This is a genomic window from Campylobacter coli, from assembly GCA_039516895.1.
GTDB classification, from domain to species: domain Bacteria; phylum Campylobacterota; class Campylobacteria; order Campylobacterales; family Campylobacteraceae; genus Campylobacter_D; species Campylobacter_D coli_B.
Map to the genome: position 1 here is coordinate 848,000 of CP154437.1, position 13,619 is coordinate 861,618.

General features: G+C 30.9%; 15 protein-coding genes. 10 read left to right on the forward strand and 5 right to left on the reverse strand.

All coding sequences use genetic code 11. The features are described from left to right. The first annotated feature begins 63 nt into the window (after positions 1-63). The 3 genes from AAID94_04215 (at position 64) to kcuS (ending at position 3,656) form a co-directional block, all read left to right on the forward strand. Complete coding sequence (locus tag AAID94_04215) at positions 64-993, forward strand: ribose-phosphate pyrophosphokinase (protein XAK24725.1); 930 nt, start codon at positions 64-66, stop codon at positions 991-993. A 373-nt stretch (positions 994-1,366) separates the two neighbouring features. After that, entirely contained in the window at positions 1,367-3,478 is a 2,112-nt protein-coding gene (locus AAID94_04220) for a carbon starvation CstA family protein (protein ID XAK24726.1), read from the forward strand. Then, the gene (kcuS, locus tag AAID94_04225; protein ID XAK24727.1) at positions 3,459-3,656 is read left to right on the forward strand and encodes a KCU-star family selenoprotein; all 198 of its coding nucleotides are present in this window, start codon (positions 3,459-3,461) and stop codon (positions 3,654-3,656) included. The genes AAID94_04220 and kcuS overlap by 20 nt, the downstream gene beginning before the upstream one ends. A 37-nt stretch (positions 3,657-3,693) precedes the next feature. On the opposite strand, the gene AAID94_04230 is transcribed toward kcuS, so the two are convergent. Next, the gene (locus AAID94_04230) at positions 3,694-4,113 is read right to left on the reverse strand and encodes an acyl-CoA thioesterase (protein XAK24728.1); all 420 of its coding nucleotides are present in this window, start codon (positions 4,111-4,113) and stop codon (positions 3,694-3,696) included. A gap of 63 nt (positions 4,114-4,176) precedes the next feature. On the opposite strand from AAID94_04230, the gene ciaB reads away from it, so the two are divergent. The 3 genes from ciaB to cysK all read left to right on the forward strand — a co-directional run bounded on the left by ciaB (position 4,177) and on the right by cysK (position 7,412). Then, positions 4,177-6,018, forward strand: coding sequence for an invasion protein CiaB (gene ciaB, locus AAID94_04235; GenBank protein XAK24729.1), 1,842 nt, complete (start codon positions 4,177-4,179; stop codon positions 6,016-6,018). A 77-nt stretch (positions 6,019-6,095) separates the two neighbouring features. Then, a complete protein-coding gene (locus AAID94_04240; protein ID XAK24730.1) occupies positions 6,096-6,386 on the forward strand; it encodes an HU family DNA-binding protein in 291 nt (96 codons plus the stop codon). A 126-nt stretch (positions 6,387-6,512) separates the two neighbouring features. Continuing rightward, the gene (gene cysK, locus AAID94_04245; GenBank protein ID XAK24731.1) at positions 6,513-7,412 is read left to right on the forward strand and encodes a cysteine synthase A; all 900 of its coding nucleotides are present in this window, start codon (positions 6,513-6,515) and stop codon (positions 7,410-7,412) included. A gap of 5 nt (positions 7,413-7,417) precedes the next feature. Here cysK and AAID94_04250 read toward each other — a convergent pair whose 3' ends face one another. The 4 genes from AAID94_04250 to AAID94_04265 all read right to left on the reverse strand — a co-directional run bounded on the left by AAID94_04250 (position 7,418) and on the right by AAID94_04265 (position 9,383). Further along, positions 7,418-7,972, reverse strand: coding sequence for an SCO family protein (locus tag AAID94_04250; protein ID XAK24732.1), 555 nt, complete (start codon positions 7,970-7,972; stop codon positions 7,418-7,420). Further along, positions 7,969-8,421 carry a hypothetical protein gene (locus tag AAID94_04255; protein ID XAK24733.1) on the reverse strand — a complete coding sequence of 151 codons (453 nt, stop codon included), beginning with the start codon at positions 8,419-8,421 and terminating at the stop codon, positions 7,969-7,971. The genes AAID94_04250 and AAID94_04255 overlap by 4 nt, the downstream gene beginning before the upstream one ends. A 3-nt stretch (positions 8,422-8,424) precedes the next feature. Beyond that, the gene (locus AAID94_04260) at positions 8,425-8,841 is read right to left on the reverse strand and encodes a copper chaperone PCu(A)C (GenBank protein XAK24734.1); all 417 of its coding nucleotides are present in this window, start codon (positions 8,839-8,841) and stop codon (positions 8,425-8,427) included. 92 nt (positions 8,842-8,933) lie between these two features. Next, positions 8,934-9,383 (reverse strand): hypothetical protein, encoded by a 450-nt coding sequence (locus tag AAID94_04265; GenBank protein ID XAK24778.1) that lies wholly within the window; start codon positions 9,381-9,383, stop codon positions 8,934-8,936. 187 nt (positions 9,384-9,570) lie between these two features. Between AAID94_04265 and AAID94_04270 the strand changes: the two genes are divergently transcribed. The 4 genes from AAID94_04270 to AAID94_04285 all read left to right on the forward strand — a co-directional run bounded on the left by AAID94_04270 (position 9,571) and on the right by AAID94_04285 (position 13,597). Further along, positions 9,571-10,548 (forward strand): murein L,D-transpeptidase family protein, encoded by a 978-nt coding sequence (locus AAID94_04270; GenBank protein XAK24735.1) that lies wholly within the window; start codon positions 9,571-9,573, stop codon positions 10,546-10,548. Beyond that, positions 10,548-11,537 carry an alanine racemase gene (locus AAID94_04275; protein XAK24736.1) on the forward strand — a complete coding sequence of 330 codons (990 nt, stop codon included), beginning with the start codon at positions 10,548-10,550 and terminating at the stop codon, positions 11,535-11,537. The genes AAID94_04270 and AAID94_04275 overlap by 1 nt, the downstream gene beginning before the upstream one ends. A 3-nt stretch (positions 11,538-11,540) precedes the next feature. After that, positions 11,541-12,008 (forward strand): tRNA (cytidine(34)-2'-O)-methyltransferase, encoded by a 468-nt coding sequence (locus AAID94_04280; GenBank protein ID XAK24737.1) that lies wholly within the window; start codon positions 11,541-11,543, stop codon positions 12,006-12,008. Between the two features lie 200 nt (positions 12,009-12,208). Beyond that, positions 12,209-13,597 (forward strand): sodium:alanine symporter family protein, encoded by a 1,389-nt coding sequence (locus tag AAID94_04285; GenBank protein ID XAK24779.1) that lies wholly within the window; start codon positions 12,209-12,211, stop codon positions 13,595-13,597. The last annotated feature ends 22 nt before the right edge of the window (positions 13,598-13,619 follow it).

A 13,619-nucleotide genomic window follows, 5' to 3' on the forward strand; every position in this document is an offset into this window, starting at 1 on the left:
CAGCATTTTTTAAATTTTATTTTATTAAAATCTTATTTTAATATTATTCATAAAAGGTCTTTTATGCGCGGTTATAAAATTTTTTCAGGTTCGGCTAATGTAGAATTTGCGAAACAAATTTCTAAATATCTTTCTTTGCCCTTAAGCGATGCTGGAGTAAAGCGTTTTAGCGATGGAGAAATTAGCGTTCAAATTGATGAAAGTGTACGTGGCAAAGATGTTTTTATTATCCAAAGTACCTGTGTGCCTACTAATGATAATTTGATGGAGCTTTTAATCTTAACAGATGCTTTACGACGCTCAAGTGCAAATTCTATTACAGCTATTATTCCTTATTTTGGCTATGCAAGACAAGATAGGAAGGCAAACCCAAGAGTACCTATTACTGCAAAACTCGTTGCTAATTTGATTGAAGCAGCAGGGATTGATCGTGTAGCTACTATCGATTTACATGCCGGACAAATTCAAGGTTTTTTTGATATACCAGTTGATAATCTTTATGGAAGTATAGTGTTTAATGACTATATTAAAACCAAGCATTTTAAAAATGCTATTGTTGGAAGTCCTGACATAGGTGGAGTAGCAAGAGCTAGAAGTGTAGCTAAAAATTTAGGACTTGATATAGTTATAGTAGATAAAAGACGCGAAAAGGCTAATGAGAGTGAAGTCATGAATATTATCGGAGATGTCAAGGATAAAGAAGTGATCTTAGTTGATGATATTATTGATACTGCAGGTACTATTGTAAAGGCCGCTGAAGCTTTAAAAAATAAAGGTGCAAAATCTGTTATGGCTTGTTGCACGCATGCTGTTTTAAGTGGTAAAGCTTATGAAAGAATTGCTTCAGGAGCACTTGATGAGCTTGTAGTTACCGATACTATTCCTTTAAGAGAACAATTGCCCAATATAAAAGTTTTGAGCGTAGCTCCTGTATTTGCTGAAGTAATACGCCGTGTTTACCACAATGAAAGTGTAAATTCTCTTTTTATTTAACTATATTTTTTTGAGAATATTCTATCTTAATACAAAATGAATCAGAACTATCTATATTGGTAGTTCTATAATTTTCTTGTTTTCAATAATTTACTTAAAACAATAAAAGATATTTTTAATAATAAAAAATAAAATCAAGCAATATTATATAAATATTTTGATCCTAAACAATAAAACTTATTTTAATCAGATCAATATTAAAATAATTATAAAAAGTAATATAGATTGTATTTTTATTTTTTTTGAAAAATGTCACTTAAAGAAACAAAAAGAATATTTTTTTCTAAGATGTAAATAAACTAAACAAATATTTTGTTTTGTTTGTTTATAAATTTGGTATCCTTTGAAATATTTTTATTATTTTAGGAGAACTATGGCTCGTTTTGGAACTAAAATTTTATGGCTGTTTGTTGCAGTTTTAGGCGCTATTTGTTTTGCTCACTTGGCTCTACAAAATGGCGAAAGTGTGTCAGCAATTTATTTAGTGGTTGCTGCTGTGTGTATCTATATAATAGGATATAGATTTTATGGACGCTTTGTAGCATATAAGGTTTTAGAACTTGATAAAAATCGTGCTACACCTGCGGTTTTAGAAAATGATGGACGCGATTTTGTTCCTACAAATAGAACGGTTTTGTTTGGACATCATTTTGCTGCTATTGCAGGTGCTGGTCCTTTAGTAGGTCCTATTCTAGCTGCTCAGATGGGATATTTGCCTTCTATGCTTTGGATTTTAGTAGGAGGTGTTTTAGCAGGTGCAGTTCATGACTTTGTTGTGCTTTTTATATCTACTCGTAGAAGGGGTAGAAGCTTAGGTGAAATAATCAAAGATGAAATGGGTAGTTTTACTGGAGGTGTTGCTATGGTAGCAATCTTTGGTATTATGCTCATTATTATCGCTATTTTGGCTATGGTGGTGGTAAAAGCTCTAGCAGAATCGCCTTGGGGATTATTTACAATCGCAATGACTATTCCTATAGCAATTTTTATGGGAGTCTATATGCGTTTTATTCGTCCAGGTAGAGTAGGTGAGGCTTCGGTTATAGGTTTTGTGCTTTTAATCTTAGCAATTCATTATGGTAGTGTTATAGCCGCTGATCCTTATTGGGCAAAAATATTTACCCTAGAAGCTCCAACTTTAGCGATTATCATGATGGCTTATGGTTTTATAGCAGCTGTTTTACCTGTATGGTTTTTATTGGCTCCAAGAGATTATCTTTCTACTTTCTTAAAGATTGGTGTTATTGTTGTGATGGCTGTAGCTATTATTATTGTTGCACCTGATTTACAAATGCCAAAAACTAATACTCAGTATTTTGATGGAACAGGTCCTGTATTTGCGGGTGCTATTTTTCCATTTTTGTTTATAACTATTGCTTGTGGCGCTATTAGTGGCTTCCATGCCCTTATTTCAAGTGGAACTACTCCAAAAATGCTTGAAAATGAAACTCATGCCCTACCTGTTGGATACGGTTCTATGCTTGCAGAAAGTGCTGTAGCGGTTATGGCTTTAATTTGTGCTTGTATCTTGCATCCTGGACTTTATTTTGCTATAAATTCAAGTTCTGCTTTAATAGGATCTGATGTTGTAAGTGCTGCACAAGCTATTTCAAGCTGGGGATTTAGCATCACTCCTGAAGAAATTTCTACTTTAACTACAAATATAGGAGAATACACTATACTTTCTAGAACAGGTGGAGCTCCGACTTTTGCTATAGGTGTAGCTTTGATTTTACATGAGCTTTTTGGTGGTATTGATCTAATGGCTTTTTGGTATCATTTTGCTATATTGTTTGAAGCTTTATTTATCTTAACAGCTGTGGATGCTGGAACTAGAGCTTGTCGTTTTATGGTGCAAGACATACTAGGTAACGTTTATAAACCTTTAGGAAATATTCACAATTATCCAGCTGGACTTTTAGCAACTGCATTAAGTGTTGCAGGATGGGGATATTTCCTTTATCAAGGTGCGATTGATCCTAAAGGTGGTATTTATACTCTTTGGCCTCTTTTTGGTGTAAGCAATCAAATGCTTGCAGGTATGGCTTTACTTCTTGCTACAACCATACTTGTAAAAATGGGCAAGGCGAAATATACTTGGGTAACTTTGGTTCCTGCTACATTTGTTTTAGTAGCAACTTTATATGGAGGAATACAAAAAATTATGCCTTATGAAGAAGGGAATAAAGTAGGAAATGCTGTAAGCCATGTGGCAGCAGTTACTATACAAAGTCAAAAAATTCAAGATTTGGAATTGAAATTAAACAATGCTAAAGATGAAAATGAAATTGCAGCAATTGAAAAAGAAATTTCTATAGCCACTCAAAGCAAAATTGGAAATTTAATCAATGCAATTCTTTGCGTATTTTTCATGTTAGCAACATTACTTGTCATACTCTCTTGCATAGGAATTTGCCTAGGTAAGATTAAAATTCCACTAAAAGAAACTAAATATATTAAACTTAATGAATTTCAAAAAGTTTAAACATTACTATGAAAAAGCCGAAAGGTTTTTTCATCCCTTAGTGGGACTTTCGAGTTATGATAAGTATCTAGAACACATGAAACATAAACATCCTGAAAAAACCCCAAAAACTAGAGGAGAATTTTTCAAGGAATGTTTAGATAAAAAATATAATAGCGGCGGTTTAAACAAATGCTGATAAGCTTAAAAGGATAAAGTTTTTATCATACAAAAAATTAAGCTTGAGTATTTACAAATCCATGAATTTTCTTCAATTCTTCACTAATAGGTTTTTTCTTTCCCTCTCTTGTAACACTAACATAAGTAACTAAGGCAGAGGTTACATTGATACAAGAAGTGCAGCCTTGTGAATCTACCCTTTGAGCAGTAACTTCTACTTCTACGCCTATGGAAGTCTTTCCTACACTGACAATTTTAGAATAACAAGAAATAATATCGCCTATAAAAACAGGTTCTTTAAAAACTACTTTATCCATAGATATAGTTACGACGCGCTCAGGAGAAAGTTCTCTAGCTGCTATTGCTCCTGCTAAATCAATTTGCGAAAGTATCCATCCACCAAAAATATTACCTGCAGGATTGGTATCGCTTGGCATTGCGACAATTTTTAATTTTGGTTCTCCCATATTTCTCATTTTTTACTCCTTATTTTAAAAAATGAATTATAATTTAATAAAGTTAAAAAGGAGAACAAAAGTATGAATAATTTCAAAGAATTAGCAAAACTTGTAAGAAATCGTAAGGAAAATATCAATCTTTTTTATAATCTTTTAGATTCTGAGCAATGGGATGAGTATTTTGAGAGACTTTTGGCTCTTAGTGAGCTAAAAAGAGACAAGACAACTCTTTTGGCTATATTAAGACGCTTAGTTGATCTTAAAGAAGAAAATTTAATACAAGAGTGGAAAAAAAATAATTTTAAAGAAGAAAAAATCACTGAACTTAAACATAAATTCTATGAGGAGATAAGAAAATTTTATGAAAAAGAACATCAAGAGCTAATTAATGAGCTCAAAGAAAGAAAAATTGTAAATGATTTTTATCAAAATCTTATTCAAGGAGTGCATAATATAGGCTTAGTCATCAATGCTTTTGAAGTTTCATGGACTAAAGAGATTATAGAAAAAAACAATAAAATTTTAGCAACCCAATTTCCAAATTTAGACGATGCAATGGAATTTTTACGAAAAAATCAACTCTATCAAACAACTCCAAAGGGTGATATTTGCGAGAGAAGCTACGGCGTTTTGGTAAGAATAGGAAATATATGGAAATTTGTTCCTTATGCAAGATTTTTTGAAAATGAAATTTTAAAACTCGAATTTGCTTTTGATGATATGATTGATAAATTAAAACAAATAGCTAAAAATGAAGACGAGCTAGCTTATATAGAATATTTTCAAAAGTTAAAATTAGCTTTTTGCGAAAAGGAGGAAAAAAAGGTTATAGGGGCATGGCAAGAAGCTGAATTTGCATGGATGAAAGTCAAATCTCCATTGCAAGTAGGACATCCTTTAGAATATTATGAAGATAGTTACACTCATGCTGTAGCTTTGGAGTGGGATATAAGAATAGAAGATGAGAGTGATTTTGATACCTTAAAATTTTCAAAAGAGATTAAACAAAGTTTTATGCGTGTATATGAAAATATTGGTATTCAAGATGAGCAACTCAAAAGTGAGGTTTTGCATAATATCGATAAAACACAGCTTTATATTTGTGCACCGATGATTTATTATGGAGCTGAACTTAAGGGTTTATTTTCTGCACAAGTTGTTCCTAATGATGAATCTGTAAGTTCTATCGCAGGAAAAAAAATCTTTGCTTTTTTAAATTTCGTTTATGAAAATGCAAAAACAAAACCTTTTATGAGAATTGCTAGTGAAATTTTTGATAAAGATTTTTTGAACTATGGAAGAGATATTTTATTTTTCAAAGAAAAAGTTTGGAAAAGGGTTTATGAGGTTTCAACTATAGGCCATGAATTTGGTCATATATTTTTTACCGCTAAAGACAGTGAAAAACTTATGAATCAAAGTGGCTTTTTTAAAAATATCGAAGAATACAAGGCAACAAGTGGTGGACTTGTTAACTTCTTTTATCATGAACAAGAGGATTTAAAATTACCTGTTTTTCATGAGCTTATTAAAAGAGCTGTATCTTTGATAGCTTGGCAAAGAGTGGAAGAGGTTAAGCCTTATTATACAGAGGGACTTATTCATTTATCACTATTGTTTCAAAGTGGAGTTTTGAGATTTGAAAATAATAAATTAAATGTTAATTTCAATCTAGATTATTATGAAAAATTTAAGGATGCAACTTTAAAAAATTACCACGATTTAGCCAAGCATTATGCTTTAAAGCTTGATGCTAAAGAATTTTTAAATCGTTTTTGTATTTTAGAAAATGATATTTTTATGCCTCTTCATTCTGAATGCAAAGAATTTGTTCAATTCTATTATAGTTTATATGAAAAAATAGGCAATGAAATTGACAATAGTGGGGAATTTGAGCGTTATAAAATGCAAAAAAAATCCTAAAAAAACTTGTTTTTACTTGATATTGTTTTCTAAATATGCTAGAATTAGGCGTTTCAATATAAAACAAAGGAGCTTTTATGACTAAAGCAGATTTCATTTCGCAAGTTGCTCAAACCGCTGGGCTAACAAAAAAAGATGCTACTGCTGCTACTGACGCAGTTATTTCTACTATCACTGATGTATTGGCTAAAGGTGATAGCGTTAGCTTTATAGGTTTTGGTACTTTCTCAACAGCCGAAAGAGCTGCAAGAGAAGCAAGAGTACCAAGCACTGGTAAAACCATTAAGGTTCCTGCAACTAGAGTTGCTAAATTTAAAGTGGGTAAAAACCTTAAAGACGCTGTTGCAAAAGCTAAAAAGAAAAAATAATATTAGGGCTAGAAGCTTTTCTAGCCTTAACGAATAAAATTTTTAAATTAATCCGACAATTTATATCCTTTATTTACTTTATTTTTATAAACTTACTTGAAACTAAATTTTTGAAAGGTTGGTTTTATGAGAGTTTATAAAAAAGTAAATGAACTTATAGGCAATACTCCTATAATACAATTAGAGAAATTTGGTGCAAATCTTTTTGCCAAATGCGAATTTTTAAATCCAAGTCATTCAATCAAAGATAGAGCGGCTTTTGCAATGATTCAAAGCGCTTTAGATGAGGGTAAAATCGATTCTAAGACTGTTATAGTCGAAGCTACAAGTGGAAATACGGGTATTGCATTGGCAATGATCTGTGCAGATCTAGGACTTCAATTTGTCGCTACTATGCCAGAATCTATGAGCATAGAAAGACGCAAAATGATGACTCTTTTTGGAGCAAAACTTGAATTAACACCTGCAAGTTTGGGCATGAAAGGCGCAGTGGATAAAGCTAATGAAATTTTAAAAAATACTCCAAATTCTTTTATGCCATCGCAGTTTGAAAATTTAGCAAATAAAAATGCACACCGTAAGACCACTGCTTTGGAAATATTAAAAGATTTAGATAATGATCTTGATATTTTTGTAGCGGGCTTTGGAACAGGTGGAACCATCAGTGGAGTTGGTGAAGTTTTAAAAGAAAAATTGGAAAAAATTCATATCGTTGCCGTAGAACCTTTAGCTTCTCCATTACTTAGCAAGGGTGAAGCTGGAAGTCATAAGATACAAGGTATAGGTGCAAATTTTATCCCTGCTATCTTAAATAAAGATGTTATAGATGAAATCATTACAGTTAGCAATGAAGATGCTATAAACACAGCTAAAGAGCTCGCTAAAAACGGACTTATGGTAGGAATTTCAAGTGGTGCAAATGTATTTGCAGCAAGTGTTTTGGCTAAAAAATTCCCAGATAAAAAAATTCTTACTGTGCTAAATGATACAGCTGAAAGATATCTTTCAACCGATCTTTTTGCTTAAAAATTTTACTTAGAGCTTAGAAAATTTTTAAGCTCTTTTGCGACTTCTTCAGGATTTAAATCTCTAATGATTTTTTGTAACTTTCCGTTTTCATCGATAAGAAAAATTTCACTGCTATGTGCAACAGAATATTTCATCACAGAATCGTTAATATCTATTTTTTGATATTGAACCCCATAATTTTTAGCTACTTTCTTTAAAACACTATCATTTTTTGCAATAAGAGCATCTGCACTAGGATAAAAATACCTTAACCATTCATTAGTTGAAGTTACATTACCATCTCTAGAAATATCCAAAGAAATAAAAAGAACATGAGCTCTTGGGTCTTTAAGGGAACTTAAATTCTTGCCGATCAAAGAGAGGGTAGAGGGGCAAATATCGGGACAAAAAGTATAACCAAAATAAACTATAAGCTTCTTACCTTTAAAGTCTTCCAAAGTGGTTTGCTCTTTAAAAGCAGATCTTAGATTAAAGTCGTATTGGTTTTTATTTGCAAAACAAAAAGCTAGTATACCTATCGCAACAAGGGCGATCACAAATAAAAAAACTTTTTTCATCTTTTTAGATCGAAATCAAAATGAAAACCTATAGGCTTATCATCTTCAAAAACTTCAGCTCTAAAACGCATAACCTCAAGAACACATGCAGCTAAAACTAATTTTGACTCATAGTCTGTTTCATTAATTTTATTGACTTTAGGCATTATATCTCCCATAAACATATTTAAACCATAAATTTTAATTTTTAAATTTTTATAATTTCCTAAATTTTTAATTTTTAAATTTGTAATTTCTAAAGATTGAAGAGGCTTTGGATCCATGGAAACTAAAACCTCTCTATTTTTAAAATTATAAGCGCAATTTTCAATATTTAAATCACAGCTTAAAGGCGATAAATCATCAGTTTGATTTAATGTCGTTCTATCTTTTAAAACATAAAAATCAAATATGATATAAAGAATTAAAAGAGATAGGCCTGAGGCCAAAATAAAAAATACTTTTTTCATTATCTATAACTCTTTTGATCCTATATCGCGGACTTCTAAACTTTGATTGTTGTCAAAAATTAAAGTTAAATTTGCTTTGGTATTTTTATCAACAGGTTGATTAAGTTTAAAAAGCATGATATGATAACCCCCAGGTTTTAACTCGGTACTAGAATGTGCTTTAACAGGTATTTCTGGAATTTGTATCATAGCTTTCATGCCGTGTTTATGAGCATGAGTATGCAATTCGCTAACTTGATTTATATCAGTTTTTGCATCTATTAAAGAGATGTCTTTATCGGTATTATTAACAATGGTAAGAAATATAGCACTGTTAACAGCATTAGGCGGAGTTTGTTTTATAAATGCATCTTTGATTTCTATATCTTTAGCGCAAAGACTTAATGCAAATAAAGCACCTAGTGTAATAATTTTTTTCATATTTTATCCTTATTATTTTAGTATTAAATAATTATTAATTATATCAAAACAAAAGAAAATAATCAATTGTTTTTTAAAAAATTAGTAAAAATTCAATTTTGAGGTAAGATTGCACTATTGTATATTTTTTGCAAAGTGACATCAAAATCAAAGAAAAAACCCGTAGGTTTATCATTGTTTAAGAACTCAACCCTAAAACGAGAATCATCTGTAACACTTTTTCCTGTAAAATTGATAATAATTGCATCTTTTGTATTTGTAAATTGTGGAATAATATTTCCTATATATGAGTTTAAACTATAAATTTTAATTTTTAAATTTGGATTAAAGGGAAAATTACTTACTTTAATAGCGGTATTTTTAAAGATTTTTATAGGTTTAGGATAAGCAGATACTAAAATTTGTTTTCCATTAAATGAAAAGGTGCAATCTTGTGAATTTAAATCACATTTTAATGGAAGGCAGGTATTAAGCTTGAAGATATTATCCTTTTTTTTATCATATAAAATATAAAAGATCGACAAAAATATAATCAGAAACATTACTACTATAAAAAAATTTTTCATAAAATTAAACAACACCTTTTAAAGTTGATTTTTTCATTATCTGAGATATTCTACGATTATAGCATAATAAAATTTATATAATTACTATTTTTTAAGAAAAAAAATAATATAATCACAGACATTTTTTCTCAAAAATATTATAAATACAATTAAGGAAAAAGCTTTGCTTAAGAAAATTTTAGCATTTTATTTTATATGTGTTTCGGCTCTTGGGGCTTCTGATTTGGTAAAAATTTATTTAAATCAAGGTTTGGACGCTGTGGGTGCGGCGATTGAAAAGGAATTAACTAATAAAGAATTTTGGTTAGATGAAATAGGCGATAAAAATATCTCTCTTGGATATTATGATGATAAAGTTTCTATCGTGCTTACAAATAAAACAGATAAAATTCTTCGTGTCTATTCTTATAATAATGGGGAGATTAAGCAAGATTTTGAGCAAAAAGCTATTATTACAGGACTGATGGGAGATAAAGAAGTTGAAGGAGATTTAAAAACTCCAGTAGGTTTTTATGAACTTGGGCGCAAATTTAATCCAGGAGATCCTTATTATGGTCCTTTTGCATTTGCTACAACCTATCCAAATCTACTTGATAAAGTTCAAGGTAAAACAGGTGGTGGAATTTGGATACATGGCTATCCTTTAGATGGAACAAGACTGGATGAATTTAAAACACGCGGTTGCATAGCTTTGTTTAATGAAAATCTTGAAGAATTTGCTAAAGTAGTGCAAGATAAAAAAGTATTTGCGATGACAGAAGAGAAAGAAAAAGTAAGAGCTAAAAAAGAAGATATAGCTGCTTTGCTTGCAGATCTTTTTGCTTGGAAATTAGCTTGGACAGATAGTGATATAAATACTTATTTAAATTTCTATGATGAAAAACAATTTAAGCGTTTTGATAAAATGAAATTTGAACAATTTGCTTCTATGAAAAAGTCCATTTTTTCTCGAAAAGAAGATAAAAAGATTAAATTTTCGGATATAAATATTAGTCCTTATCCAAATGTAGAAAATGAGACTATGTATAGAATTTCGTTTTATGAGGATTACTATACCAAAAACTATCAATTTAAAGGAGATAAAATTTTATATGTTAAAATTGATAGCAAAGGAAAGATGAAAATCTTAGCAGAACAATAATGTCCTTAATTAAAATTAATCAAAAAGCTTACGAAAGTAATTTAAAAACTATAGCTGGAAAAATAGGTAGCTTTTCGAGATTGATTTGTGTTTTTAAAGATAACGCTTACGGACATGGGGCGAAAATTCTAGCCCCGCTTGCTAAAACCCTAGGCGTTAATTTTATAGCAGTTAAAAATGAAAAAGAAGCTTATGAGCTCGAAGATTTTTTTGACAATATTTTAATCCTTTCTCATCACCCACACGGCAAAGAAAATCCTAAATTTATTTATGCTTTAAATGATATAAGTAAAATAAATGCTTATCAGAATAATACAAGAATACATGTTAAAATAGACACAGGAATGCATCGGAATGGAATTTGTGTTGAAGATTTAAATGAAGCCTTGTTAAAGATGAAATATTCCACTTTGAAATTAGAAGGTATATTTACGCATTTTGCAGGTGCAGATGAAATGGATGCAAGTTTTTTTGTTCAAAAAGAGAAATTTTCTAAGGCTAAAGATATTGCTAAGCAAATTTATAAAAATTTGATATTTCACTCGCATAATTCTGCAGCTTTATTTAGAGCTATGAAAATACCTGAAGATGAATTTTGCAGAACGGGTTTGGCGCAATTTGGCTATGGGGATGAAAGCTTAGAAAGGGTTTTAAGCTTATACGCTCATAGGTTAAGTTGCAGAGAATTACAAATAGGTCAAAGTGTAGGCTATGGTGGAGCTTTTAGTGCGACAGAAAAAATCAAAATAGCTACCTATGATTTGGGCTATGCAGATGGTTTGTTTCGTTATAATGGCAAGGGAGATTTATTGCTAGCTAATAAACAAAAAATTTTAGGTAAAATTTCAATGGATAGCTTTTCTTGTCAAGATTTTGGAGAAGAAGTGTGTGTATTTGATAATGCAAATATTTGGGCAGATTTTTTTAAGACTATCAATTATGAAATTTTAGTCAAACTTCATCCTGATATCCCAAGAGTGTTGGTGTAAATTATGTTTAATATTGTTTTGGTACATCCTAGAATTCCTCAAAATACTGGTAGTATAGGTAGAATGTGTTTTAATGCGGGTTTTAAATTGCATATTGTCAAACCTATAGTTTTTGATATTTCTCAAAAAGCAGTGCGTAGAGCAGGGCTTGACTATTGGGAAAAGCTTGAGCCTGTAATTTGGGAAAGTTTAGATATCTTTCTTGAACACAATCTCATTTACAAAGATCGTTTTTTCTTTGCGACAACAAAAAGTAATAAATTTTATTTTCAAGCTAAATTTCAAGAAAATGATTTTTTATTTTTTGGTAGCGAGAGCTATGGTTTACCGATGGAATTAATGCAGCTTAATTGGGATAATGCCATTACAATCCCTATGAAAGCTTGTGGTAGAAGTTTAAATTTGGCTACGAGTGTTGGTATTGTTTCTTATGAAGCTTTGCGACAAAATTTTGATCATTTTCGTTTATAATCTTCTTTATTTTATATTTTTTTAAATATTTTGTAAATTATCAATATTTTTTCATAAAAAATATGCTAAAGTTGTAGCGAATTTTACTTTTTTAAAGGAGAAATATGGGTGAACAAAATTTAACTTTAAATCCCTCAATCCCATTCGATGAAAAAATATTAAAATTTCTCGAATATGTCTTGCCTTATACTGACACTATAATGGTGGTTTTACTGATAATCTGCGGAATTTATTATAGTTTTTTAACTAGATTTGTGCAGTTTCGTATGTTAAAATCTGTTTTTAAAATTCTCACCGAAAGAAATGAAAACCATACCAAGGAGCACATATCTCCTTTTCAAGCTTTGATGATATCAACAGCTTCTAGAGTAGGTATAGGAAATATTGCAGGAATTTCTATTGCAATTGCCGCAGGGGGAGCGGGTGCTTTATTTTGGATGTGGCTTATGGCATTTTTTGGTGGAGCTTCGGCTTTTGCAGAAAGCACTTTGGCACAAATTTATAAGTCTAAAGACAATACAGGAGGATTTAAAGGCGGTCCTGCTTATTATATAAAAAAAGCTTTAGGTTCTCATTTCTTTGGAGCTTTTTTTGCTTTTATTCTCATCATCACTTATGCTTATGGATTTAACGGACTTCAAAGTCAAACTATGACTTCAGCTTTTAAAGTTTATTATGATATGTTCAATCCTAATGCTACTGCAGATTTTGCTTCAAGTTCTTGGCCTATGATTATTGGTATTATTTTAACCCTTTTTGGAATTTGGATGTTTTTCTCACACCATACAAAAATAGGCAAAGTAAGCTCTTTAATCGTCCCTTTTATGGCGCTAGCTTATATCTTGCTTGCTCTTATAGCTGTTTTGATCAATCTTGATAAAATTCCTTCTGTGGTATCGCTTATATTTGAAAGTGCTTTTGATTTTAAAGCGATTTTTGGTGGATTTGCTGGTTCTGCTTTAGTTATAGGAATCAAAAGAGGACTCTTTTCAAATGAAGCAGGTATGGGTTCTGCTCCAAATGCTGCTGCAGCTGCTCTTACAAGCCACCCTGCAAAACAAGGTATAATACAAGCTTTTTCGGTATTGATTGATGTTATTGTTTGTACAAGTTCGGGCTTTTTAGTTCTTTTTTCTATGGCATATTTTAATGTAGGAGCTGATGGAAAACCTCTTTTAACAGCAATGCCTTTAGTACAAGAAGCAATGCGCGAATATTATGGTAGTTTCGGAGTTCATTTTATTACCATAGCTATTGTTTTATTTGCTATTACTTCTTTAATAGGAAATTATTACTATGCTCAAGCTAATGTAAAATACCTTACAAATTCTAAATTGCTAATGAATTTATTTAGAATTACTGCCGTAGCAATGATTTTTATAGGTTCTCAAATGAATTTAAAACTTGCTTGGAGTTTGGCCGATTTAACTATGGCATTTATGGCGATTACAAATATCATTTCTTTACTTCTTTTAGGCGGTATAGTCAATAAAGTATTGAAAGATTTCAATGATCAGCAAAACTCTAAAATAAATCCAAAATTCAGTGCTTCAAAGCTAGGCATTAAGAATGCTGAATGTTGGGATTAATTAAAAGGCCTTAATTAAGGCT

Coding starts and splice junctions, on each gene's coding strand:
- AAID94_04215 (XAK24725.1), top strand. CDS start 64: ATGCGCGGTTATAAAATTTTTTCAGGTTCGGCTAATGTAGAATTTGCG.
- AAID94_04220 (XAK24726.1), top strand. CDS start 1,367: ATGGCTCGTTTTGGAACTAAAATTTTATGGCTGTTTGTTGCAGTTTTA.
- kcuS (XAK24727.1), top strand. CDS start 3,459: ATGAATTTCAAAAAGTTTAAACATTACTATGAAAAAGCCGAAAGGTTT.
- AAID94_04230 (XAK24728.1), bottom strand. CDS start 4,113: ATGAGAAATATGGGAGAACCAAAATTAAAAATTGTCGCAATGCCAAGC.
- ciaB (XAK24729.1), top strand. CDS start 4,177: ATGAATAATTTCAAAGAATTAGCAAAACTTGTAAGAAATCGTAAGGAA.
- AAID94_04240 (XAK24730.1), top strand. CDS start 6,096: ATGACTAAAGCAGATTTCATTTCGCAAGTTGCTCAAACCGCTGGGCTA.
- cysK (XAK24731.1), top strand. CDS start 6,513: ATGAGAGTTTATAAAAAAGTAAATGAACTTATAGGCAATACTCCTATA.
- AAID94_04250 (XAK24732.1), bottom strand. CDS start 7,972: ATGAAAAAAGTTTTTTTATTTGTGATCGCCCTTGTTGCGATAGGTATA.
- AAID94_04255 (XAK24733.1), bottom strand. CDS start 8,421: ATGAAAAAAGTATTTTTTATTTTGGCCTCAGGCCTATCTCTTTTAATT.
- AAID94_04260 (XAK24734.1), bottom strand. CDS start 8,841: ATGAAAAAAATTATTACACTAGGTGCTTTATTTGCATTAAGTCTTTGC.
- AAID94_04265 (XAK24778.1), bottom strand. CDS start 9,383: ATGTTTCTGATTATATTTTTGTCGATCTTTTATATTTTATATGATAAA.
- AAID94_04275 (XAK24736.1), top strand. CDS start 10,548: ATGTCCTTAATTAAAATTAATCAAAAAGCTTACGAAAGTAATTTAAAA.
- AAID94_04280 (XAK24737.1), top strand. CDS start 11,541: ATGTTTAATATTGTTTTGGTACATCCTAGAATTCCTCAAAATACTGGT.
- AAID94_04285 (XAK24779.1), top strand. CDS start 12,209: ATGGTGGTTTTACTGATAATCTGCGGAATTTATTATAGTTTTTTAACT.